The organism is Hymenobacter glacieicola, assembly GCF_014640315.1.
GTDB classification, from domain to species: Bacteria; Bacteroidota; Bacteroidia; order Cytophagales; family Hymenobacteraceae; genus Hymenobacter; species Hymenobacter glacieicola.
Window position 1 is genome coordinate 311,215 of sequence record NZ_BMGS01000001.1, and the last position, 23,158, is coordinate 334,372.

21 protein-coding genes and 4 tRNA genes are annotated in these 23,158 nt (G+C 56.1%); 21 read left to right on the forward strand and 4 right to left on the reverse strand.

Annotated elements, in window-relative coordinates; genetic code table 11:
* Positions 1 to 4 precede the first annotated feature (4 nt).
* Positions 5 to 1,615, forward strand: coding sequence for a RagB/SusD family nutrient uptake outer membrane protein (locus IEW18_RS01275; RefSeq protein WP_188556012.1), 1,611 nt, complete (start codon positions 5 to 7; stop codon positions 1,613 to 1,615).
* A 631-nt stretch (positions 1,616 to 2,246) separates the two neighbouring features.
* Here the strand turns inward: IEW18_RS01275 and IEW18_RS01280 are convergent.
* Entirely contained in the window at positions 2,247 to 3,122 is an 876-nt protein-coding gene (locus IEW18_RS01280) for an SDR family NAD(P)-dependent oxidoreductase (RefSeq protein ID WP_188556013.1), read from the reverse strand.
* A 333-nt stretch (positions 3,123 to 3,455) separates the two neighbouring features.
* Between IEW18_RS01280 and IEW18_RS01285 the strand changes: the two genes are divergently transcribed.
* The 7 genes from IEW18_RS01285 to nadD all read left to right on the forward strand — a co-directional run bounded on the left by IEW18_RS01285 (position 3,456) and on the right by nadD (position 8,802).
* Positions 3,456 to 4,220, forward strand: coding sequence for a glycosyltransferase family 2 protein (locus IEW18_RS01285; protein WP_188556014.1), 765 nt, complete (start codon positions 3,456 to 3,458; stop codon positions 4,218 to 4,220).
* Positions 4,217 to 5,260 (forward strand): glycosyltransferase family 9 protein, encoded by a 1,044-nt coding sequence (locus IEW18_RS01290; RefSeq protein WP_188556015.1) that lies wholly within the window; start codon positions 4,217 to 4,219, stop codon positions 5,258 to 5,260. The genes IEW18_RS01285 and IEW18_RS01290 overlap by 4 nt, the downstream gene beginning before the upstream one ends.
* Positions 5,261 to 5,277: 17 nt before the next feature.
* A complete protein-coding gene (locus IEW18_RS01295) occupies positions 5,278 to 6,564 on the forward strand; it encodes an O-antigen ligase family protein (RefSeq protein ID WP_188556016.1) in 1,287 nt (428 codons plus the stop codon).
* A gap of 86 nt (positions 6,565 to 6,650) precedes the next feature.
* Positions 6,651 to 7,295, forward strand: coding sequence for a sigma-70 family RNA polymerase sigma factor (locus IEW18_RS01300; protein ID WP_188556017.1), 645 nt, complete (start codon positions 6,651 to 6,653; stop codon positions 7,293 to 7,295).
* 23 nt (positions 7,296 to 7,318) lie between these two features.
* Positions 7,319 to 7,606: a hypothetical protein gene (locus tag IEW18_RS01305; protein WP_188556018.1), complete on the forward strand. Its 288-nt coding sequence runs from the start codon at positions 7,319 to 7,321 to the stop codon at positions 7,604 to 7,606.
* A 9-nt stretch (positions 7,607 to 7,615) separates the two neighbouring features.
* A complete protein-coding gene (gene gmk, locus IEW18_RS01310; RefSeq protein ID WP_188556019.1) occupies positions 7,616 to 8,200 on the forward strand; it encodes a guanylate kinase in 585 nt (194 codons plus the stop codon).
* Positions 8,197 to 8,802: a nicotinate (nicotinamide) nucleotide adenylyltransferase gene (gene nadD / locus IEW18_RS01315; RefSeq protein ID WP_188556020.1), complete on the forward strand. Its 606-nt coding sequence runs from the start codon at positions 8,197 to 8,199 to the stop codon at positions 8,800 to 8,802. The genes gmk and nadD overlap by 4 nt, the downstream gene beginning before the upstream one ends.
* A gap of 83 nt (positions 8,803 to 8,885) precedes the next feature.
* Here the strand turns inward: nadD and frr are convergent, their stop codons facing one another.
* From frr to IEW18_RS01330, 3 genes are all read right to left on the reverse strand, one after another.
* Positions 8,886 to 9,449, reverse strand: a complete 564-nt coding sequence (gene frr, locus IEW18_RS01320) for a ribosome recycling factor (protein ID WP_188556021.1) — start codon at positions 9,447 to 9,449, stop codon at positions 8,886 to 8,888.
* Between the two features lie 98 nt (positions 9,450 to 9,547).
* Positions 9,548 to 10,339, reverse strand: coding sequence for a UMP kinase (pyrH, locus tag IEW18_RS01325; protein ID WP_188556022.1), 792 nt, complete (start codon positions 10,337 to 10,339; stop codon positions 9,548 to 9,550).
* Between the two features lie 112 nt (positions 10,340 to 10,451).
* Positions 10,452 to 10,961 carry an acyl-CoA carboxylase biotin carboxyl carrier protein subunit gene (locus IEW18_RS01330; protein WP_188556023.1) on the reverse strand — a complete coding sequence of 170 codons (510 nt, stop codon included), beginning with the start codon at positions 10,959 to 10,961 and terminating at the stop codon, positions 10,452 to 10,454.
* 98 nt (positions 10,962 to 11,059) lie between these two features.
* Between IEW18_RS01330 and IEW18_RS01335 the strand changes: the two genes are divergently transcribed.
* The 13 genes from IEW18_RS01335 to rpoB all read left to right on the forward strand — a co-directional run bounded on the left by IEW18_RS01335 (position 11,060) and on the right by rpoB (position 23,130).
* Entirely contained in the window at positions 11,060 to 13,651 is a 2,592-nt protein-coding gene (locus tag IEW18_RS01335) for a M1 family aminopeptidase (RefSeq protein WP_188556024.1), read from the forward strand.
* A gap of 251 nt (positions 13,652 to 13,902) precedes the next feature.
* A tRNA-Tyr gene (locus tag IEW18_RS01340) sits at positions 13,903 to 13,985 on the forward strand.
* A 58-nt stretch (positions 13,986 to 14,043) separates the two neighbouring features.
* Positions 14,044 to 14,116, forward strand: a tRNA-Gly gene (locus IEW18_RS01345).
* A 91-nt stretch (positions 14,117 to 14,207) separates the two neighbouring features.
* Positions 14,208 to 14,279: transfer RNA gene (locus IEW18_RS01350), tRNA-Thr, on the forward strand.
* Between the two features lie 168 nt (positions 14,280 to 14,447).
* Positions 14,448 to 15,635 carry an elongation factor Tu gene (gene tuf / locus IEW18_RS01355; RefSeq protein WP_185888775.1) on the forward strand — a complete coding sequence of 396 codons (1,188 nt, stop codon included), beginning with the start codon at positions 14,448 to 14,450 and terminating at the stop codon, positions 15,633 to 15,635.
* 127 nt (positions 15,636 to 15,762) lie between these two features.
* Positions 15,763 to 15,836 (forward strand) — tRNA-Trp (locus IEW18_RS01360).
* Between the two features lie 59 nt (positions 15,837 to 15,895).
* Positions 15,896 to 16,090, forward strand: coding sequence for a preprotein translocase subunit SecE (gene secE, locus IEW18_RS01365; protein WP_188556025.1), 195 nt, complete (start codon positions 15,896 to 15,898; stop codon positions 16,088 to 16,090).
* Between the two features lie 19 nt (positions 16,091 to 16,109).
* On the forward strand, positions 16,110 to 16,676 hold the full coding sequence (nusG, locus tag IEW18_RS01370; RefSeq protein ID WP_110976696.1) for a transcription termination/antitermination protein NusG: 567 nt from the start codon (positions 16,110 to 16,112) through the stop codon (positions 16,674 to 16,676).
* 113 nt (positions 16,677 to 16,789) lie between these two features.
* The gene (rplK, locus tag IEW18_RS01375) at positions 16,790 to 17,233 is read left to right on the forward strand and encodes a 50S ribosomal protein L11 (RefSeq protein WP_188556026.1); all 444 of its coding nucleotides are present in this window, start codon (positions 16,790 to 16,792) and stop codon (positions 17,231 to 17,233) included.
* A 19-nt stretch (positions 17,234 to 17,252) separates the two neighbouring features.
* On the forward strand, positions 17,253 to 17,948 hold the full coding sequence (rplA, locus tag IEW18_RS01380; protein ID WP_188556027.1) for a 50S ribosomal protein L1: 696 nt from the start codon (positions 17,253 to 17,255) through the stop codon (positions 17,946 to 17,948).
* 19 nt (positions 17,949 to 17,967) lie between these two features.
* On the forward strand, positions 17,968 to 18,522 hold the full coding sequence (rplJ, locus tag IEW18_RS01385; protein WP_188556028.1) for a 50S ribosomal protein L10: 555 nt from the start codon (positions 17,968 to 17,970) through the stop codon (positions 18,520 to 18,522).
* Between the two features lie 63 nt (positions 18,523 to 18,585).
* Complete coding sequence (rplL, locus tag IEW18_RS01390) at positions 18,586 to 18,966, forward strand: 50S ribosomal protein L7/L12 (protein ID WP_188556029.1); 381 nt, start codon at positions 18,586 to 18,588, stop codon at positions 18,964 to 18,966.
* A gap of 288 nt (positions 18,967 to 19,254) precedes the next feature.
* Entirely contained in the window at positions 19,255 to 23,130 is a 3,876-nt protein-coding gene (rpoB, locus tag IEW18_RS01395) for a DNA-directed RNA polymerase subunit beta (protein ID WP_188556338.1), read from the forward strand.
* The last annotated feature ends 28 nt before the right edge of the window (positions 23,131 to 23,158 follow it).

The window sequence follows — 23,158 nt, forward strand, 5'->3', positions numbered from 1 at the left end:
CGTGATGAAAACTGCCCATGCAGCCCGCCTCCTAGCCTTTACGGTGCTGGCGGCCCTGTCGCAGGGATGTGACAGCTTCCTCGATAAAGACCCCTTGGGTACCACCACCCAGGGCAACTTGTTCAACGACCCCACCAACGCCGTGCAGGCCGTGAATGCCATTTACGACGTGGCTTCCTGGGACCAGGGCCCGAAGTGGGGCGCCCCCAACGGCCAGTTTGTGCCCCAGACCTACGAGTGGATGTTCGGGGATGTGATGAGCGACGACGCCGAGAAAGGCAGCTCGCCCAGCGACTTCCCAACCCTCACGGAGCTTAAAACCTGGAACATTCCGCCTTCCAACCCGCCCACCACTACCCTGTGGGTGCACAGCTTCACGGGGATTGCCCGGGCCAACACCGTCATCAATAACATTGACGCCGGCACCATCGACAATGCCCTGAAGCAGCGCCTGAAAGGCGAGGCGTATTTCCTGCGGGCCTATTTCTACTTCAGCCTCGTGAAGCTGTTTGGCGGGGTGCCGCTGTTCGAGAAAACGCCAACTCCCTCCGAAGCCACGAACGTAACGCGCGCCAGCATTGCCCAAACCTACGCCTTCATTGAGAAGGATTTGCGCGCGGCGGCTACCGTCCTGCCCGAGAAAAGCGCCTACCCCGCCGCCGACCTCGGCCGGGCTACCAAGGGCGCGGCCAACGCCTACCTGGCGCGGGCCATCATGTACCAGCTCGGCACCGTGAATGGCAACAACCACACCTGGCAGGAAGTCTACGACCTGACCAGCACCATCATCTCTTCCGGCCAGTACAGCCTGCTGCCTAACTACGCCGCCATTCACCAGGACATTGGCGAGAACAGCAGCGAATCGGTGTTTGAAATTCAGTTTGCTACCTCCAACGACGGGTACGGCCCCATCATGACGGGTACCACGAACAACATTTTCCAGAACAACCGCAAAACCTTTGGCTACGGCTTCAACAACCCTACCCAGAGCCTGGTAAACGAGTTCGAGCCGAACGACCCGCGCCTGGAAGCTACCGTCATCAAGGACGGCGACGTGGTGCTGGGTATCAAAAACGTGATTGACCGCACGGAAAATGCTACCGGCTACCTCAACCGCAAAGTTGCCATCCTGGCTCCCAACAACACCGCCTCAGGCCCCCAGAACATCCGGAAAGTGCGCTACGCCGACATCCTGCTGATGAAAGCCGAAGCCGCGGCCCAAACCAACCGCAGTGCCGAGGCGGTAGCCCTGGTGAACCAGGTGCGCCAGCGGGCCCGCACGTCTACCCGCCCGCCCGGCACTACCGTTGGCTCACTTGCCTATGAGCCCGCCAACGTACCCGCCGGCACCCTGCCCGACCTCGCCGCCGGCTTGTCGGGCCAGGCCTTGCTGAACGCCATCTGGCACGAACGCCGGGTGGAGTTTGGGGAAGAATCCCTGCGCCTCTGGGACCTGATCCGGACCGGGCGCTACATGGCCAGTCTGCCCCCCGATGTGCGGGCCCGGGCGCTTTCGCACGTTACCACGGAGCCTTCCGTAAACCCCATGCCTCTGCTGCCCATCTCCCTCACCGACGCCCAGGCCTGGAAGCTACCCCAGAACCCGGGGTATTAACAAGCGCCCCGCGTAGCTGGGTAGCACGTAGGCTGGCCCAGTTGCCGGAAGACCAATACACCTGAAAAAGCCCCGTTCCTGCCAAGGAGCGGGGCTTTTTCGTGGCCCAATGCTAGTTACTGCTGCTACTGAGTGTGCCGGCGTACTCGTCGGAACTGGTATATATTTTGGCGCCCATCAGTTTCCATTCGTGCAGCATAAGTACTTCGTAAGTCAGCTGCTTCTTATGAGTAGTATTCACTATTCCGATGAGTGGTTTCCACTCATGGCCTATCAGTACGCCGGAAACTGTTGCGTACAAGCCATACGGTTGGAAAGTTGAATCAGTGCGTTTGCCTTCTAGTAGTAGGGTGAGCTTGTTATTTGGGTTAATTGGAATGGTAGTATGCGTGCTCCAGTTACCCAGGCCCGTGCGCGTAGGGTCAGGCGTTATCAGGTTTTTAGCTTTTTCCGGAACTTCGTCTCGCCCGCCTCTGAAAACGCTAAGGCTCACCAGGAATAATAGGGCTAGGCCTACCCCGATTTCTCACCGGAGCACCTTGAATACCCGTACCCAGGCGTAAACAATCAGGGCGAATAAAAACACGTTAAGGGCAGTCCAGGCTAACATCTTAACGCATAAGGTATAGGCTCAATATAGAAAGAAGTTGCGCTTTACTAGCCGCTCCGATTCCTGCCACAACTGCTGAGCGTTGGCTGGCGTGTTAAAGGAATGCTTCACCGCCTCGGCCTTCTTCTTAATGTAAAATCCGCCGCTTACTTGGCCGACTTCCGGAGCAGTAGCCAGATACAAAGTTGTTTCGGCGCCTTTCTGAGGCGAAATCATGAAGGGGCGAAGCAGGGAGGTGGCCTTTGCCAGCCAGCCGCTGGCGTTGGTGCCGAAGTTGCTGGCTATGACGCCAGGGTGCAGGCTATTGGTCACCACGTTGGTGATGCCCCGCTCGCGCAGCTGCCGGGCCAGCTCCTGCGTGAACATAATGTTGTAGAGCTTCGTGTTGCCGTATTGCTGCAGAGGGCTGTAGCTGCGTTGCTGGCCTAAATCATCGAGGCGCGGCTGGGCCATTTTGTAAGCCATAGAGGCCACGTTGACAATGCGGGCCGCGGGGCTCAGCAGCAGCTTGTCGAGCAGCAAGGCCGTCAGCAAAAACGGGCCGAGGTGGTTGGTAACCAGGGTCATTTCCAGCCCATCGACGGAAACTTGGCGGGGTTTGCCAAATAGTAACCCCGCGTTGTTAATTAGTAGGTCGAGTTGGGGGTAACGCTGGTTGAATTCCGCGGCCGCTCGCTGAACCTGGCTTATATCGGCCAAGTCGCAGAGCAGCACATCTACCCGTTGCCCCAGGCCCACGGCGTCTTGAATTTGCTGACGGGTGCGGGCCGCTTTTTCGGCGCTACGGGCCAGTAACACCACGTGGTAGCCTTGCTGGGCCAGTTCTCGGGCAGTTACCTCGCCAATACCAGAAGTGGCGCCCGTAACTAGGGCAATGGGCTGCACAGCTGTAGCCATACGAAGAAAGTGAGTGAGCTCCTCTATACGCAGATCAGCGCGTAAAGAGGTAATACGCACACAATTATCAGGGCGCCGGTTGGCGCAGCTGCGGCACGAACCTGATGCCGCGGCTGTGCCAACCATGGTCACTACCCAAGCCTGCGGCTCACTAAGTAGCTCGGCTCGGCATTGGGTAGGGCAGCGGAGCGGCAACCACCAGAAGCAGAAGCGCATCAGCCTTGCCCGGAAAAGCAACTGGTGCCGTCGTTCGTACCCGTTACGTGGGGTAACAGCAGCAAGCTCCCGGCCGCAACCCATGGCCTGCACAAATTGCGGATATTTGCCGCCGCTATGCCTACCGTTTCCCTGTCTGTCGTCATTATTACCTACAACGAAGAGCGCAACATTGGCCGCTGTCTGGCAGCCGTGCGCGCCGTAGCCGATGACATCGTCGTAGTCGACAGCTTCTCGACGGACGCCACCGTTGCCATTTGCCGGCAGCACGGAGTCCGGGTAGTGCAGCACGCCTTCGAAGGGTACGTGCAGCAGAAAAACTTTGCCACTGCCCAAGCCCACCACGACCATGTGTTGCAGCTGGATGCCGACGAAGTGCTGACCGAGGAGCTACGCCGCAGCATTCTGGCGGCGAAGCAAAACTGGCAGGGGGCCGGCTACACCCTGTCCCGCCTGACCAACTACTGCGGCGCTTGGGTGCGCCACGGCGGCTGGTACCCCGACCGGAAGCTCCGGCTCTACGACCGGCGCCGGGGCCAGTGGGAGGGCCTGCTGCTGCACGAGCGGTACGAGCTGCAGCCCGGCCAGCCCGCCCCGCTGCCTCTTACCGGCGACGCCCTGCACTACTCTTACGACTCAGTGGAGCAGCACGTCAGTCAGCTAAACCGCTTCACCAGCATTGCGGCCGATGAGCTGTGGCTGCGGGGCCGGCGGCGGGTGTCCTTGTTCCATTTGCTGCTCAAGCCCTGGTGGAAGTTCACGCACGGCTACGTTCTGCGGTTGGGCTTTCTGGATGGATTTGCGGGCCTGAGCATCGCCGTTATTTCCGCCTGGGGCGTATTTCTAAAGTTTGCCAAGCTGAAAACGAAAGAATCTGCATGAGTACCTTTCTCCTCAGCCGCACCGATGCCATCGGCGACGTAGTACTCACCCTACCCGTAGCCGGCCGGCTGAAGCAGCTCTTCCCAAGTTGCCGGGTAGTACTTTTGGGCCGAACCTACACCCAAGCCATAGCCGAGGCCTGCCCCTGGATTGACGACTTTCTCAATTTCGATGAATTGCTGAAGTTGCCAGCGCCCGAGCAGGTAGCGGCATTGCGGGCGCAGCAGGCCGATGCCATTCTGCACGTTTTCCCGAATAAGCAGCTAGCCCGCCTGGCCCGGCAAGCCCAGATTTCGGTACGTATTGGGACCCGCAACCGGTGGTTTCACTGGCTGACCTGCAACCGGCGGGTAGCACTGAGCCGCAAGAACTCGCCCCTGCACGAAGCCCAGCTTAACCTGCAGTTGCTGGAGCCGCTGCTTACAACTGCCGCTTTGCTGCCCCTTCCGGAGGTAGCCAACTTGGTTCGGTTAGTTCCCGCGGTTGCGCTAAAGCCAGCGCTGCGGGAGTTGCTATCGGCGCGTCATGCCGGCCAGCTCAATGTGATTCTGCATCCTCGCAGCCGGGGTAGTGCCCGCGAATGGGGGCTGGCACATTTCGGAACCCTGGCTCGTCTGCTGCACCAGGCTGGCCACCGGGTGTTCGTGACCGGTACGGCCACTGAAGGGGAGGAATTGCGCGCGTGGCTAACGGAACACCGGGCCTTTCTGGCGGCCGAGCTTACCGGCCAATTGAGCTTACCGGAGCTGCTGGCCTTCATTGGGGCATCCGATGGCTTGGTGGCCGGCAGCACCGGGCCCCTGCATGTTGCCGCCGCGCTGGGCCGGCACGCGCTGGGCCTGTACCCGCCCATTCGGCCCATGCACCCGGGCCGCTGGGCTCCGTTGGGTCAGCACGCGGAGTACTTGGTCTTCAACCGGCCTGATTGCCAGGCCTGCCGGACTCAGCCCGCGGCCTGTAGCTGCATTAAGGCGCTGGAGCCCACGGAGGCGCTGGCTCGTATTCAGCAGTGGCAGCCTTTGTTGTCTGCGGCTTTCTGACCTACTTGCCTCCTCGAATGAGCCCGCTGACTACCCCTACAACAACCCCCGAACCCGTGTGGCAGGCGTGGTGGCGCACCGGCCGCCTTTCGCAATATCTGCTGGTGCTGGCCTGTGCCGCCGGGGTAGTTGGCCTGCTGACTTCCCGCGCTCTGATAGCCCTGAGCCCGGTAGTGGGGGTGCTGGCTGCGCTGGCCAACCCAGGAGCCACCCGGCAGGTGCCGCACTGGCTACGGCTGCGCACGGTGTGGGGCCCGGCCGCTCTGTACGGACTCTTGCTGCTAAGCGCTCTATACACGCAGGATTGGCCTACTTGGCGGCACGAAGCCTTCCGGTTGTTGCCGTGGCTAGGGGTGCCGCTGGCCTTCGGGCTGGCCGTACCGCTTAGCAGCCGGCAGCGCTTCGGAATTGGAGCCTTATATGTTGTTGGGGTAGCGCTGGTGGGAGCAGCCACGCTAGGCCAATACTTACTGGATCCTGCTGCCGCCAACGTTGCGTTCGGTTCGGGCCAGAGTATGCCCTCCATCACCCGCATTTTCCACATCCACTTCGGGCTGATGCTGGCGCTGGCTACCTTTTTTGGCCTGTCGCTACAGCGTGAGGCTACCGCTACTCTCCGCTGGCGCGTGGCGCTGCTACTGGCATCAGCAGTCTGTGCGCTTACGCTCCACGTGCTAGCCTATCGAACGGGCTTGATGGCACTTTACGGCATGCTTCTGATTGATGCGCTACTCTTACTTCTGGTGCGGAAGCGGTGGTGGCTGGGGGTAGCGCTGCTCGTCTCCTTGGTAGCGGGGCCGTGGCTAGCGTATCAATCCTTGGAGTCTGTGCGGCAGCGGGTAGAGGCTACTAGCTACGATATCGAGCAGTTCGAGCGTAACAACGACATCAACGAGTATTCTTGGTCGCGGCGGCTGGCGGCTTGGCAAACTGCTACCATTGTAGCCCGCCAGCATCCGTGGCTGGGCGTGGGGCCAGCCGATGCTTACCAGGCCATGATGCAGCAGTACGATTGGCAGGATCATGGTCTGCGCCCAGAAAACCGCGTCATGATTCATAACCAGTACTTGCACCAGTTGGTGGGGGGCGGAATTGTGGGGTTGGTACTCTGGCTGCTCGTCTTATTCGGGCCGCTGGTGCAACCCGCGCAGCGGCGTAACCCGTACGTGTATCGGTTCCTATTGCTGCAAGCCCTGGCTATGGCCGTCGATTCGCTGCTGGAATTGCAAACGAGTTTCAACCTGTTCGTATTCCTGTACGGGTTTCTGATAGTAACTACGGAACGGCGGAGCTACCAGAAATAAAACCTTCCTTTCCGCGGATGGTATAAGTTCTACATTTGTCTAACGGCGGTATTTTTCCAATATTCAGCCGAATTTTTTTTGTGTCCATGAGCGACTCTCCCGAACGAGTACCAAAACTGAGTAAAGAGGAAAAGGACCGGCGTTTTCAGGCCGAACTGATGCCTGTGCTCGATTCTCTGTACAACTTCGCCTTCCGCCTTACCCTCGATGAAGATGATGCAAATGACCTTGTGCAGGAAACTTATCTGAAAGCATATCGCTTCTTTGAGTACTTCGAGCAAGGAACAAACGCCAAAGCGTGGCTGTTTCGCATCCTGAAAAATTCGTTCATCAATGATTTTCGCAAAAAAAGTAAGCAGCCCGCCAAGGTTGATTACAGCGAAATCGAAGGGTACTACAACTCGGAAGATGTGGAGGCCGATGGCGACGCCGGCAGCACCTCAACCGACATGCGGCAGCAAGCCGTGCGTGACCTCATCGGCGACGAGGTGGCCAGCGCACTTAACTCACTGCCCGTGGATTTTCGCACCGTCATTATCCTCTGCGACCTGGAAGGGTTCACGTACGAGGAAATGGCTAAGGTGCTGGACATCCCCATCGGAACGGTGCGCTCCCGTTTGCACCGGGCTCGTAATTTCTTGAAAGACAAACTCGAACGTTACGCGAAGTCCATGGGTTATGGCTCGGAAGGCGAAGGTGACGACGAACTACTTACTGACGAAAACGAATAACTTCCTCCTGTTAGGTCCCCGTTATGGAAACGACTTCTACTAAGCAAACCAACCAAAGCGCGGTGCCCACCAATGGCCCCGACTGTGAACGCGTGAACACAATTCTTGACCAAATTATCGTCGGGCATGAGCCCACGGCGGAGGATGAGGATTACTTCATCAACCACGCCGAAGATTGTTCCCCGTGCTTTGACAGCATCGAGAAGCAGCACATTTTCGTGGATTTCCTGGCCCAGCACGTAGGCCGGAAAGGAGCGCCTTCTTCTTTGTCAAACTCAATTCTTGCGAGAGTTAAAGCAGAAATGGCCTAATTTTGCCCGATGCAGGGTAAAATAATCGCCTTTTCGGCTCCTTCCGGCGCCGGTAAGACTACTATCGTCCATCGGCTACTGGAACGGATTCCGGAGCTAAGCTTCTCTATCTCAGCGTGTACGCGCGACAAGCGCGGCCGCACCGAAGCCAACGGCAAGGATTACTACTTTATCTCCGTTCAGGAGTTTCAGGAGAAAATCCGGCACGATGATTTCGTGGAGTGGGAAGAGGTGTATGAAGGGGCCTTTTATGGCACGCTAAAATCGGAGGTTGAGCGCATCTGGCAAAATGGACAGCATGCCGTGCTGGACGTGGACGTGAAAGGTGGCCTCAGCATCAAGGAGTTTTACAAAGACCGCGCCCTTGCCGTCTTCGTGAAGCCGCCCTCGTTGCAGGTGCTGGAGCAACGCCTCCGTAACCGTGCCACTGATTCCGATGCCAGTATTTCGGCCCGCCTGTACAAAGCCAATTTCGAGCTGACTTTTGAGGACCGCTTTGATGTCACCATCGTGAATGATGACTTGGAGCGAGCCATTGACGAAGCGGAAAAGATAGTACGCAATTTTATTACCGCTGAGCCTGCCATCTTGTGAGCAGCCCTGCTTCCGTCCCTAACGGCCGGAAAGTAGGGCTGCTTTTTGGTTCGTTTAATCCCATTCACACCGGGCATCTGATTCTGGCTCACTTCATGGCCACGCATACTGACCTGGAAGAAGTCTGGCTGGTGGTGTCGCCGCAAAGCCCGTTTAAAGTGGGCCGGGAACTGTTGCCTGAGCAAGGCCGGTTGCGCATGGTGGAAGCAGCTATTGCGGGCAATGACCGGCTGCGGGCGCTCGACGTGGAGTTTGGCATGCCCAAGCCTAGTTACACCATCGACACGTTGGATGAGCTGCGCCGGCGTTACCCCAGTTACCGCTTTGTGCTACTGATGGGAGAAGACAACCTGCCCGGCTTGCCGCGCTGGAAAGAGGCTGACCGTATTCTAGCTGAAAACGAGGTATACGTTTACCCCCGCCCGGGCGTAGCCTCTACCGACGTTCAAATGCACCCCGGAATACAAGTGGTAACTGCGCCGTTGCTTGACATATCGGCCACGTTCATCCGCGACTGCGTGCGAGCGGGCAAATCCATCCGCTACCTCGTACCGGAGCCAGTGGAGCAGCAAATTCAGGCAGCCGGCTACTGGCGTACTTAAGCAGTAACCTTAACGGCTACCTCACAAAAAGCCCCAGCCGATTGGTATCGGCTGGGGCTTTTTGTTGCCCATAAAGCTGGAAATCAGATGGTCATGATTTCGGTTTCCTTCTTGCTCAGCAGCTCGTCTACTTTGCTGATGTAGGTATCCGTGAACTTCTGCACTTTCGCTTCGGCGTCTTTGATGGCGTCCTCAGCCGCACCTTCTTTCTGCAGCTTCCGCAACGATTCGTTTACATCCTTGCGAATACCCCGAATGCGCACCTTGCCGCTTTCCGACTCATTTTTGGCTTGCTTTACCAAGTCCCGACGACGTTCTTCCGTCATGGGCGGAATGTTGAGGCGTACGCCCTCGGCATCTGACTGTGGGTTCAAACCTAGGTCGCTGTTCTTGATGGCCTTGGCAATTTCGCTGATCATATTCTTTTCCCAGGGCTTGATGAAGAGCGTCCGGGCATCGGGAGCAGCTACGTTGGCTACCTGCGCTACCGGGGTAGGAGTGCCGTAATAATCAACCCGCAAAGAATCGAGCATGGCTGGGGTAGCCTTACCCGCGCGGATTCGGGCAAACTCAACCTGCGTGTGCTGCAGGGCCTTGCCCATCGACTCCTCCGCCTCGTCCAGATAAAACTTAATTTCTTCGTCCACTTCTGAAATGTTAAGTGTTGAAAGGTGAATGGTAAAGTGAGGAAATGCCGGGCTTGACCTTCAATTGTTACTGCAAGCCACGCCGCATGTAGTTCTGCTTACGCTTGCTCGCCCGGCGTCTGCTTCAGCGCGGGCTGCAGGCTGCTGTGCTTGGCATCTGAGGGCTCGGTGGGGGCTGCGCCGTGCATGCTTACCAGCGTGCCCACGCTTTCGCCGTCGAGCAAACGCTGCAGGTTGCCTTCCTTGTTCATATCGAACACAATAATAGGCAGGTTATTTTCCTTGCACAGGGTAAAGGCCGTCATGTCCATGACGTTGAGGTTCTTGGCCATCACCTCGTCGAAGGTGATTTGGGGGTAGCGCACAGCCGTAGGGTCCTTTTCCGGGTCGGCGGTGTAAATGCCATCGACGCGGGTGCCTTTCAGTACTACGTCGGCCTCAATCTCGATGGCTCGTAGCGAAGCGGCCGAATCGGTGGTGAAATAGGGCGAGCCAATGCCGGCACCGAAAATAACGACGCGGCCTTTCTCCAGGTGGCGCAACGCCCGCCGACGGATGTACGGCTCGCATACCCGCTGAATGGTCACGCCCGACAGCAGGCGCGTATTCACGTCCAGCTTTTCCAGGGCGCTTTGCAGGGCCATGGAGTTGATAACGGTGGCCAGCATACCCATGTAGTCGCCCTGCACCCGGTCGAGCCCGAATGCTTCGGCCTGTACCCCTCGGAAAATGTTGCCGCCCCCAATAACGACAGCTACCTGCGTGCCCGTAGCGGCTACTTTCTTGATTTCTTCAGCGTACTGCATGAGCCGGGCGGCATCGATGCCGTACTGTTGCTGGCCCATCAGGGCCTCGCCGCTCAGCTTCAGCAGGATTCGGTTGTACTTCAAAACGAGAGAGGTTAGGCGTGGAACGCGGATGTACGTAGGGAGGCCGTAAGCGGTACCCGCGGCAGAAGCCTCATGGTAGCCGTTACGGCCCGGTAAATATGAGAAAGGCAGGTTAGCTGAACTGAATCAGCACCTGCCCTTTGGTTACGTTGTCGCGCAAATTAACTTTAATAGCGGCCACCGTGCCTTCGCCCGGCGCCTTGAGAATGTTCTCCATCTTCATGGCCTCCAGTACCAGCAACGGCTCGCCCTTCTGCACGATTTGACCGGGCTCTACCCGAATATCAACAATCAGGCCCGGCATAGGAGCTTTTAGCTCGTTTACCTTGCTAGCCGCCGCATTGCTCATACCCAGCTTATCGAGCAGCAAATCGAAACGGTCTTTGGCCTGCAGCTCGAGTTGTTGCCCGTTCAGCTTGAGCACTACCGTTTTAGTAGCATAGTCGGCCGTTACCAGCTCGGCGCTGTAAGAGCGGTTGTTGTAAAGCAAATGGTAACGGCCCTGGCCCAAAGGCGTCAGGTCCCATTCGAAAGGCTGCCCGTTAACAGTAATTGGACCGTTGGGGCGGTAATCAACCTCCCAGGTCTGGTCGGGGGTGGCGCCGGTGCGTACCTGTAGCATAAGAAGAGGGCGGGGGTAGGGCGGAAAAGGGCTTAAAGATAGGCCAATTCTGAAATAAATTCGGAACTTGACCCTCCAATACCCTAGTGCCTTTCCGCATGAAATACCCGGTCCTCGGTGCCTTTGTCCTGACACTTCTGTGTCAGTTTACGGCTTCCGCTCAGGCAGTTAAATCCAGTCGCCCGGCCTCGAATGTCAGCCATCCGGCTCGCAAGAAAACTCCCGTGGCCGCTACGCCTACCCCCGCGCCGGTTCAGCAACCCGTGCCCAACTGGCTGCCTTCTACCAACCCCGTCCAGCCCGCCGCCACCATCCTCCACGACCTGGTGGATACCAAGCTGGACGTGCGCTTCGACTGGGCCAAGCAGTGGCTTCTGGGTACGGCTACCCTCACGTTGCGTCCGCACTTTTACCCGCAAAGCCAGTTGGTACTTGACGCTAAGGGGTTCGACGTGAAAAGCGTGGAGCTTCTCAACGGCGCTAAAAAAGGCAGGGACCTGAAGTACAGCTACGACAAAAAGAAGCTGACCATTACGCTAGACCGGCAGTATCCGCGCACTGAGCAGTATCAGGTTAGAATTCAGTACGTGGCTAAGCCCAATGAACTGCCCAAGGGTGGGAGTGAGGCCATTACGGAAGATAAAGGGCTGTACTTCATTAACCCTCTCGGCACGAACAAGGACAAGCCTCGCCAGGTATGGACCCAGGGCGAGACGGAAGGCAGCTCTTGCTGGTTTCCAACCATCGACAAGCCTAATCAGCGCATGACTCAGGAAATCAGCCTGACGGTCGAAAATGGGTTTAAAACCCTATCAAATGGCTTGCTGGTATCTTCTCGACGTAACTCGGACGGCACCCGCACGGATGTCTGGAAGCAAAATCTGCCCCATGCACCCTACCTAACCATGCTGGCTGCCGGCAACTTTGCGGTAGTAACGGATACGTGGCGCGGCAAGCCCATTGAGTACTACGTTGATCCGCCCTACCAGTACACCGCTAAGCAGGTGTTTGGTAACACCCCCGAGATGCTCGATTTCTTTTCGAGGAAGCTAGGGGTAGATTATCCTTGGGAAAAGTACGCGCAGGTTGCTGTGCACGATTTTGTGTCCGGGGCCATGGAGAATACCTCGGCCTCCACATTTCAGCAGCAATTGGTGCAGTTTAATTCCCGGGAGCTAGCTGATATTTCCTATGAGCCCGAATCAGTAATTGCGCACGAGTTGTTCCACCAGTGGTTTGGTGACTACGTAACCACGGAATCGTGGTCCAATCTGCCCCTGAACGAGTCGTTTGCCGATTACTCCGAGCTGCTGTGGGCCGAACAGAAATACGGGGCTGATGCCGCCGCGCTGGTGCAGCAAACCAAGCTCCGCAACTACCTGGAGGAAGCGCAGATGAAGCGCGAGCCCCTGATTCGCTACCGCTACGCCGACCGGGAAGACATGTTCGACCGTCATTCCTACGATAAGGGCGGGCGCGTGCTGCACATGCTGCGCAAGTACGTTGGTGATGATGCCTTCTTCACGTCCTTGAACCGCTACCTCACCCAAAACAAGCTATCCAGCACCGAGCTGGCCAAGCTGCGCATTGCTTTCGAGGAAACGACGGGAGAAGACTTGATGTGGTTTTTCGATCAGTGGTTTCTGCAGCGTGGCCACCCAGAGTTGCGTGTTACCCACTCCTTCGAGAACAGCCAGGTAGTGTTGCGCGTGCAACAGGTGCAGGATACCCTGTATCAGCCTGTTTACCGGCTACCAGTTACGGTGGCTACCTGGAACGGCGGACAGCCCACGGAGCATCGCATCCTCATCACCAAAGCCGATCAGACCTTTCACTTACCCGTCAATCAGCGCCCTAGCCTCGTCAAGTTCGACCACGAAGGAACGTTGCTGGCTCAGGTTGACGAGTCGCAAACCCAGGAAGAACTCTTGTACCAGCTGAGCCACGCCCGCGGCTACCTACAGAAATACGCAGCTATCCAGGGCCTACGCAGCAAAACCGCCGACCTCACCGTTAGCTCCGCTTTCCGAAACGCTTTATCGGATCCATTCTGGGCCACTCGGGTAGCCGCTCTGGATGGGCTGCGGCGGTATCGGGGTGCTGAGGGCAGCGCGGTTCGGAAGGACTTGCAGCGCGTGGCCTTAAACGAGAAAAAGGGGGTAGTAAGAGCGGCGGCTATCAGTGTCTTATCTTCCTTCCAGAACGAGGACTTCAGTGAAGTGTACACCGCTGCCTTGAAAGACAGCTCCTATCTGGTTGTCGGAGCGGCCGTTGATGCCCTATCCAAAGCTCCTACTGCTGCTACCCGCACCCAGGTAGCAGCTCTGCAGGAAACGAAGAACCCCGCCTTGCTCACGGCCCTGTCAAACTACTACGGCCTCAACGGTACTCTCGACGATTACTCGTGGTTTCTACGGCGCAGCCAGGATGCCCCGCCGGAGGTATTGTACGTGATGCTGGAAAACTTCGGAACCCTGATGCAGCGTATGCCTCCCATTGAGCGGGAAAAAGGTATCCAGCGCCTTGAAACCTTAGCCCGGACGCACCCGCAGATGTACGTGCGGCTCGGGGCCTACAAAGGCTTGCATCAGCTCACCACCAGCATGCCCACGCTCAAACCCATCCTGCAGGACATCCGAAACAAAGAGAAAGATGACAGCTTGAAGTCGATGTACAGCCTTATTCAATAAAAAAATCAACTTTTTTCAGCCACGACCAGCTCATTTGAGCTGGTCGTTTTTGTTAGGTAGTCAATCGGTTAGGTACGGGGAGGCTAGGAATTGGAGCTGTGAAGAAGAAAAAAGTTGAAACCTTTTTTTGCGGTGGGCTTGACTTACACCGGAAAGCCTCTAATTTTGCAACTCCAATCGACACAGTAACCATAACGGCTACTGCCAATGAAAGGGAATCTTTCTCACAAGCGGTGGGAAAACAAACAACTGGGGGGGTTCCAGAGTGGCCAAATGGGACAGACTGTAACTCTGTTAGCGCAAGCTTTCGAAGGTTCGAATCCTTCTCCCCCCACAGTAGTGAAAAGATCGACCAGTAGACTCGTTTTACTGGTTGATCTTCTTTCACACACGCGGGAGTAGCTCAGTTGGTAGAGCGGCAGCCTTCCAAGCTGCAGGTCGCGGGTTCGAACCTCGTCTCCCGCTCGGTGCCCAAGGCGGCAGTGAGAAATAACAACCCGTAGCGTCGGCTGGCAAATGTTCTTCTCCTGTTGTATCTTTGCCAAACCTGAAATAAGCCGTTTTAGCTCAGTGGTAGAGCACTTCCTTGGTAAGGAAGAGGTCATGGGTTCAAATCCCATAAATGGCTCAGAATTTACGAGTACCAACGGGGCAGCGCGACTGCACCGTTTGGCTCTGTCAGCAAGTAAAGCGACGTGCAGTCCCGACTAAGCGGAGCTGTGTTTCGCTTTCTTACTGTATAGACTAGTCGCGTTTTCCCCCTCTTTACCTCAAAATTCCTCTTAATCTCTTTACAATGGCTAAAGAAAATTTTGACCGGTCCAAGCCGCACGTAAACATCGGCACGATTGGTCACGTGGACCACGGCAAAACCACCCTGACTGCTGCTATCACCATGGTGTTGGCTAACAAGGGTCTGGCTGCCAAGCGCGACTTCTCTTCGATCGACAATGCTCCCGAAGAAAAAGAGCGTGGTATCACGATCAACACGTCGCACGTAGAATACGCTACCGAAAACCGTCACTATGCTCACGTTGACTGCCCCGGTCACGCTGACTACGTGAAGAACATGGTAACGGGTGCTGCTCAGATGGACGGTGCTATCCTCGTGGTAGCTGCTACCGACGGCCCGATGCCCCAGACTCGTGAGCACATCCTGCTCGCTCGTCAGGTAGGTGTTCCTCAGCTGGTGGTGTTCATGAACAAAGTGGACATGGTGGATGACCCCGAACTGCTTGAGCTGGTGGAAATGGAAATCCGTGAACTGCTTTCGTTCTACGACTTCGACGGCGACAACATTCCGGTTATTCAGGGCTCGGCCCTGGGCGGCTTGAACGGCGACGCTGCTTGGGTTCCCAAGATCGAGGAGCTGATGGCTGCTGTTGATAGCTACATTCCGATTCCTGCTCGTCTGACCGACCTGCCCTTCCTGATGCCCGTAGAGGACGTATTCTCTATCACGGGTCGTGGAACGGTTGCTACCGGCCGTATCGAGCGTGGTATCATCAACTCGGGTGAGCAAGTAGAAATCCTCGGTATGGGTGCTGAGAACCTCAAGTCGACCGTAACGGGCGTTGAGATGTTCCGCAAGATCCTCGACCGTGGTGAAGCTGGTGACAACGTGGGTCTGCTGCTCCGTGGTATTGAAAAAGAAGCCATCCGTCGTGGTATGGTTATCTGCAAGCCCGGTTCGGTTAAGCCTCACACCAAGTTCAAGGCTGAGGTGTACGTACTGTCGAAAGAGGAAGGTGGTCGTCACACTCCTTTCTTCAACAACTACCGTCCCCAGTTCTATTTCCGCACCACCGACGTAACCGGTATCATCTCGCTGGGCGAGGGTGTTGAAATGGTAATGCCTGGTGACAACGTAACTATCTCGGTTGAGCTGATCAACTCGGTAGCTATGGAAAAAGGTCTGCGTTTCGCTATCCGCGAAGGTGGCCGGACCGTAGGTGCAGGTCAGGTAACTGAAATCACCGAATAGTTTCAACCACTTCTGGTGAAATAATGCAAATCCGCTCTCGATTTTTTCGGGGGCGGATTTGTTTTGTTTAAAGAGTTCCATACATTTGCAGTCCCAATCCAGCACCTTGACTGGTCAGGACGCATACACGGGCGTAGTTCAAGGGTAGAATAGAGGTCTCCAAAACCTTTGATGGGAGTTCGAATCTCTCCGCCCGTGCCACTAAGAACTACGGCTGCTTCGGCAGCCGTAGCTTTACACCCCAAACCGGTGCCGCTATCATGAGCAAGCTAACGAACTACTTCCGGGAAACCTCCGAAGAGATGCGCTACAAAGTGACGTGGCCTTCGCTAGAGGAACTGCAGAAAAGTGCCGGTCTAGTGCTGATTGGTTCGTTGCTGTTCGCTGGGGTAGTAGGGTTGATGGATGTTGCTTTTAGCAAGAGCTTAGAAGCATTTTACCAATCGTTCCGTTAATCGGTAGAGTTATACGACAATGGGCGAGTTGAAGTGGTACGTAGTCCGCTCGGTAAGCGGACAAGAGAAGAAGGCTAAAACCTATCTGGAAACTGAGATTGGTCGCCATGGCCTTTCTGATTTGGTGCCTCAGGTACTGATTCCGGTGGAGAAGGTATTCGAAATGCGCAACGGCAAGAAGCGCGTGCGTGAGCGGAATCTGTACCCCGGCTACATCATTATCCACGCTGATCTTACCCACGGAGAGGTAGACCATATTATTACTAGCACGCCTGGGGTAATTGGTTTCCTGAGTGATAAAGAAGGAAAAGCAGCTAACCAGAACACTAAGCCTGTTCCCCTGCACATTTCGGAAGTAAACCGCATCCTTGGGATTGTGGATGAAGCCGAAGAGCAGACCGCTACCCTGGAGACGCCTTTTGTAGTTGGCGAATTAGTGAAGATTGTGGATGGCGGTTTCGCGGGTATGTCAGGCACGGTGTCTGAGGTGTTCGAGGAACGGAAAAAGCTGAACGTTATCGTGAAGATTTTCGGCCGTAGCACTCCCATGGAGTTAAGCTACACCCAGGTCGAGAAGGAAGCGTAACTCATACAACGTCACCGGTTATCCGCTCCGGACCGGTGGTGCTTCCACTAGGAGCAAGTAAAAACTGAGGAAGCTGCGTGTTACGATGCAGATTCCGAAGCCTTTCAAACCAAATGGCCAAAGAAATTAGAGGTTATCTGAAGCTTCAGATAAAGGGAGGCGCCGCAAACCCTGCGCCGCCGGTTGGACCTGCACTTGGTAGCAAAGGCCTTAACATCATGGAGTTCTGCAAGCAGTTCAATGCGCGGACCCAGGATAAGGCCGGCCAAGTTTGTCCTGTACTCATCACCATGTACACCGACAAGTCATTTGACTTTGTGGTGAAGACCCCTCCGGTGCCGGTTCTCCTGATGGAGGCTGCCAAGCTCCAGAGCGGTTCGAAAGAGCCTAACCGGAATAAGGTTGGCTCGGTGTCATGGGACCAGGTACGCACCATCGCCGAGACGAAGATGCCAGACCTGAATGCTTTCAAAGTGGAGTCGGCAATGATGCAGGTAGCCGGTACGGCTCGCAGCATGGGCATCACTGTGTCGGGCACTTCTCCTTTCGCTGAATAATTTAACGACGGAGTAAGACATGGCACAAGTAAGCAAAAAGCGCAAGGAAGCCCTTGCCAAGCACGACCTGACCGAAGTTCGGAATCTGGTAGAAGCCGCCAAAGTGGTAAAGGATATCACCTATACCAAGTTTGACGCTTCCGTCGATATCGACGTTCGTCTGGGTGTTGATCCCCGCAAAGCTGACCAAATGGTACGTGGCGTGGCTACGCTGCCTCATGGTACCGGCAAAACCGTTCGCGTTCTGGCCCTGGTTACCGCCGACAAAGAAGCCGAAGCTACTGCAGCTGGTGCTGACTTCGTTGGTCTGGATGACTACATCGCCAAGATCGAGAAAGGCTGGACTGACATCGACGTAATCATCACGATGCCGTCAGTAATGGCTAAGGTGGGCCGTCTGGGTCGCGTACTGGGTCCTCGTGGCCTGATGCCGAACCCTAAGTCGGGCACGGTTACAACTGACGTAGCAAAAGCTGTTCAGGAGGTGAAAGCTGGTAAAATCGACTTCAAAGTTGATAAAACCGGTATCATCCACTGCTCAGTAGGTAAAGTGTCGTTCGACGAGCAGAAGCTCGCTGAAAACGCCATCGAGGTAATCCAGACGCTTCAGCGTTTGAAGCCTTCTTCGGCGAAAGGCACTTACATCAAGAGCATCACGCTTTCGAGCACTATGTCGCCTGCCGTACCGGTTGACACTGCAGTAACTTCCGCTTAATTTTAATCAACACGACGATATGATCCGGGAAGAAAAACAAGCCCTAGTCGACGAGTTGAGCGAGAAGTTTCAATCGCACAACGCGTTCTACATTGCCGATGCTTCGGGAATGTCGGTGGCGAAAATCAACGAATTCCGTCGCCTGTGCTTTAACCGCGGCATGGAGTTCAAAGTGTACAAGAACACGTTCATCCGCAAAGCCCTCGACACTCTCGGTGGCGACACTTCGGAGATGGACGCGGCGCTGAAAGGCCAGTCGGGCATCCTGTTCTCGAAAGAGTCGGGCAATGCTCCGGCCAAGCTGCTTCAGGATTTCTACAAGGCGCAGAACTACGGCAAGAACGTAGAGCCTCGTCCGGCACTGAAAGGTGCTTACGTAGATGCCAGCATCTATATCGGTGCTAATCAGCTCAGCAGCCTCAGCACGCTAAAAGGTAAAAACGAGCTTATCGGTGACGTTATCGGTCTGCTCCAGTCGCCCGCCAAAAATGTTATCTCTGCTCTATCGAGCGGTGGCAACATCCTGGCTGGTCTTATCAAAACGCTTTCCGAAAAAGAAGAGGTTGCAGGCTAACCGCTGCTCATCTTTTTCACTTTCAATTTCCTTCAACAACCCCCTTTTTAACAATCTACAGAAATGGCAGATTTGAAAGCATTCGCCGAGCAGCTCGTTAGCCTGACGGTAAAAGAAGTAAACGAACTGGCTACTATCCTGAAAGACGAGTATGGCATTGAGCCTGCTGCTGCTGCTCCCGTAATGGTAGCTGGTGGTGCTGGCGCTGGTGCTGCTGAGGTCGCTGAGGAGAAGACCTCGTTCGACGTAATCCTGAAGGCTGCTGGTGGCCAGAAGCTGGCTGTTGTAAAGCTGGTGAAAGACCTGACCGGCCTGGGCCTGAAAGAAGCCAAAGAACTGGTTGACGGTGCTCCTAAGCCCCTGAAAGAAGGTGTTGCTAAAGACGAAGCTGAGTCGCTGAAAAAGCAACTGGAAGAAGCCGGCGCTGAAGTAGAAGTTAAGTAATTTCTGCTGCCTGCTCTTAAAACCAGCAAATATGGAGAGGCCTGGCAACTAAGCCAGGTCTTTTCCTGTTTGTAGGCAACAAACTAGTCGGAAGTCCGTTTGCACGCCGCTTTGCGGCTTTTCGTGCCTACGGCTGCCAGAAGCGCAAGGTTCTGCTTTGCGCTTTCGTGCGCCCAAAACTTTCGATTTTCCTCAGGTTTCTGGTGCTGCCAGCTGCTTGAGTTGGATTCTCTCAGTATCCATTTCCTAACCCCACATACATTGGCTACACCGAAAGCACAGACAGGCCTGCAAAAACTGCAGGCGGCTGACGAGCGGATCAACTTCGCCAAGATTAAAAAGGTTATTGAGTACCCGGATTTCCTGGACGTGCAGGTTCGCTCGTTTATGGATTTCTTCCAGTTGGAAACGGCTGCCGAGAACCGTACCGATGAGGGCCTCTTCAAAGTATTCGCCGAGAACTTTCCGATTTCGGACTCGCGCGAAAACTTCGTGCTGACCTTCATTGACTACCACGTTGACCCGCCCAAGTACTCCGTTGACGAGTGCATTGACCGGGGCTTGACGTACTCAGTGCCGCTGAAAGCTAAGTTGCGCTTGGTCTGCAACGACACGGACAACGAGGATTTCGAAACGATTGAGCAGGAAGTGTTCCTGGGGAACATTCCCTACATGACCGAAAAGGGCTCTTTCGTGATTAACGGGGCCGAGCGCGTTATCGTTTCGCAGCTGCACCGTTCGCCCGGGGTGTTCTTTGCCCAGAGCAAGCACACGAACGGCACGAAGCTGTACTCGGCCCGTATTATTCCGTTCAAAGGCTCGTGGATCGAATTTGCCACGGACGTGAACAACGTGATGTACGCCTACATCGACCGGAAGAAGAAATTCCCGGTTACGACGCTGCTGCGCGCCATCGGCTATGGTACCGACAAAGACATTCTCGATCTGTTCGGGCTGTCGGAAGAGGTGAAGGCCGACAAAAAGAACCTGAAGAAGGCCGTGGGTCGCAAGCTGGCCGCCCGGGTACTCCGCACTTGGACGGAAGACTTCGTGGACGAGGATACCGGCGAAGTGGTATCCATCGACCGGAACGAGGTGCTGTTGGAGCGCGACTCTACCATCGAAGAGGAAGACATCGACGTTATTCTGAACGCTGGTGCCAAGTCGGTAATTCTGCACCGTGAGAACGTAAACATTGCCGACTACGCAATTATTTACAACACGCTGCAGAAGGACAACTCCAACTCGGAGAAAGAAGCCGTGGAGCAGATCTACCGTCAGCTCCGCAACACGGAGGCTCCCGACGAGGAAACTGCCCGCGACATCATCCAAAAGCTATTCTTCTCGGATAAGCGCTACGACCTCGGGGACGTAGGCCGCTACCGTATCAATAAGAAGCTGGGTATCGACACGAACTGGGACGCCCGCGTGCTGACCAACGAGGACATCGTCCTCATCGTGAAGTACCTGATCGGTCTGATTAACTCGAAGGCCATTGTCGATGACATTGACCACTTGAGCAACCGCCGCGTGCGCACGGTAGGGGAGCAGCTCTACGCCCAGTTCGGCGTGGGTCTGGCCCGGATGGCGCGTACCATTAAGGAGCGCATGAATGTGCGCGACAACGAGGACTTCAAGCCGGTTGACCTGATCAACGCCCGTACCCTGTCGAGCGTTATCAACTCGTTCTTCGGTACCAACCAGCTTTCCCAGTTCATGGACCAGACCAACCCGCTGGCCGAGGTGACGCACAAGCGTCGCGTATCGGCGCTGGGACCGGGCGGTTTGTCGCGCGAGCGGGCTGGTTTCGAAGTACGTGACGTTCACTACACGCACTACGGCCGCCTCTGTACCATCGAAACGCCGGAAGGACCGAACATCGGTCTGATTTCGTCGCTGTGCGTGCACGCTCGTGTTAACTCCATGGGCTTTATCGAAACTCCCTACCGCACGGTAGAGAATGGTAAGGTCGACATCACGGAGAACGTGAAGTACCTGACGGCTGAGGAAGAAGATACCCACCACATCGCGCAGGCTAACGCCCGCATCGATGAGCAAGGTAACTTCATCAACGAGCTGGTAAAAGGCCGTTTCGAAGGTGACTTCCCGGTGGTAGGTCCCGACGAGTATAGCTACATGGACGTAGCCCCGAACCAGATTGTATCGGTGGCTGCTTCGCTGATTCCGTTCCTGGAGCACGACGACGCCAACCGCGCCCTGATGGGCTCGAACATGCAGCGTCAGGCCGTGCCCCTGCTGAAGGCCGAGGCTCCCATCGTGGGCACTGGCTTGGAGGGTCGCGTAGCCATTGACTCCCGCACCTTGGTAGTAGCCGAGGGCGACGGGGTTATCGACTACGTAGATGCTAACCGTATCGTGGTAAAGTACGACCTGACGGAAGACGACATCCTCGTAAGCTTCGACGCTGAGAAGATTTCGTACGACCTGATTAAGTTCCGGCGTACCAACCAGGACACTTGCATCAACCTGACGCCTCTCGTGAAGAAGGGCGAGCGGGTAACCAAAGGGCAGCCCCTCTGCGAAGGCTACGGCACGAACAAAGGTGAGCTGGCCCTGGGCCGCAACATGCAGGTGGCGTTCATGCCGTGGCAGGGCTACAACTTCGAGGATGCTATTGTCATTTCGGAGAAGGTAGTACGCGACGACATCTTTACCTCGATTCACATTGAGGAGTTTGAGCTGGAAGTGCGCGAGACCAAGCGCGGCGAAGAAGAGCTGACCTCGGAGATTCCGAACGTGAGCGAAGAAGCCGTGCGCAACCTCGACGACAACGGCATCATCCGGCTGGGGGCGGAGGTTCGCGAAGGCGACATCCTCATCGGTAAGATTACGCCCAAAGGCGAAACCGACCCGACCCCGGAAGAGAAGCTGCTCCGCGCCATCTTCGGCGACAAAGCCGGCGACGTGAAGGATGCCTCCCTTAAGGCGCCACCGTCCCTGAACGGGGTAGTAATCGGCACCAAGCTGTTCTCGCGTCCGAAGAAAGACAAAAACCTGCGGGCCAAGTCCAAGAAGGAAGTAGAGGAACTGAAGGAGTCGTACGCTCGCGAGCTGCGCGGTATCAAAGCCGTGATGATCGAGAAGCTGGTGCAGCTGCTGGAAGGCAAAACCTCCCAGGGCGTGAAGCACAAGTTCGGCGACGAAATCCTGACTAAGGGTGTGAAATTCGGGAAGAAGAACATCACGGAAGCGCTGTTCCCCGAGAAGAACCCCTATAAGGACGAGAGCAACTACGCCGTGCCGGAAGAGGTGAACATGTTCAAAGACCTCATTCTGGAGAACTGGACAGCTGATTCCCGCGTGAATGGCATGCTGCTCGACTTGGTGAAAAACTACGCCAAGAAGCGCAACACTATCACGGCCCGCTTCAAGCGCGACCGGTTTACGCTGGAAGTAGGCGACGAGCTCCCCGCTGGTATCGTGCAGCTGGCCAAAGTATACATCGCCAAGAAGCGCAAGCTGAAGGTGGGTGATAAAATGGCCGGTCGTCACGGGAACAAAGGGGTAGTAGCCCGCATCGTGCGCGATGAGGACATGCCCTTCCTGCCCGACGGCACCCCGATGGACATCGTGCTGAACCCGCTGGGTGTACCAAGCCGCATGAACATCGGTCAGATTTATGAAACTGTACTGGGCTGGGCTGGCCTGAAGCTGGGCCGCACCTACGCTACCCCGATTTTCGACGGTGCTACCGAAGAGGAAGTATCGCGCGAGTTGACGGAAGCTGGTCTGCCGACCTTCGGCCGGGCGTACCTGCACGACGGTCTGACCGGTCAGCGTTTCGACCAGCCGGTAACCGTAGGCGTGATTTACATGCTGAAGCTGGGTCACTTGGTGGATGACAAGATGCACGCCCGTTCTATCGGACCGTACTCGCTCATCACCCAGCAGCCCCTCGGCGGTAAAGCGCAGTTCGGTGGTCAGCGCTTCGGCGAAATGGAAGTGTGGGCGCTGGAGGCCTTCGGTGCTTCCAACGTACTCCAGGAAATCCTGACGGTGAAGTCGGATGACGTGGTAGGCCGCGCTAAAGCGTACGAAGCCATTGTAAAAGGCGACGTGCTTCCCAAGCCGAATATCCCCGAGTCATTCAACGTACTCATCCACGAGTTGCGCGGTCTGGCACTAGAAATCACGCTTGACTAAGGTTTGAATAAGGTGGCTGCTGGTGCTT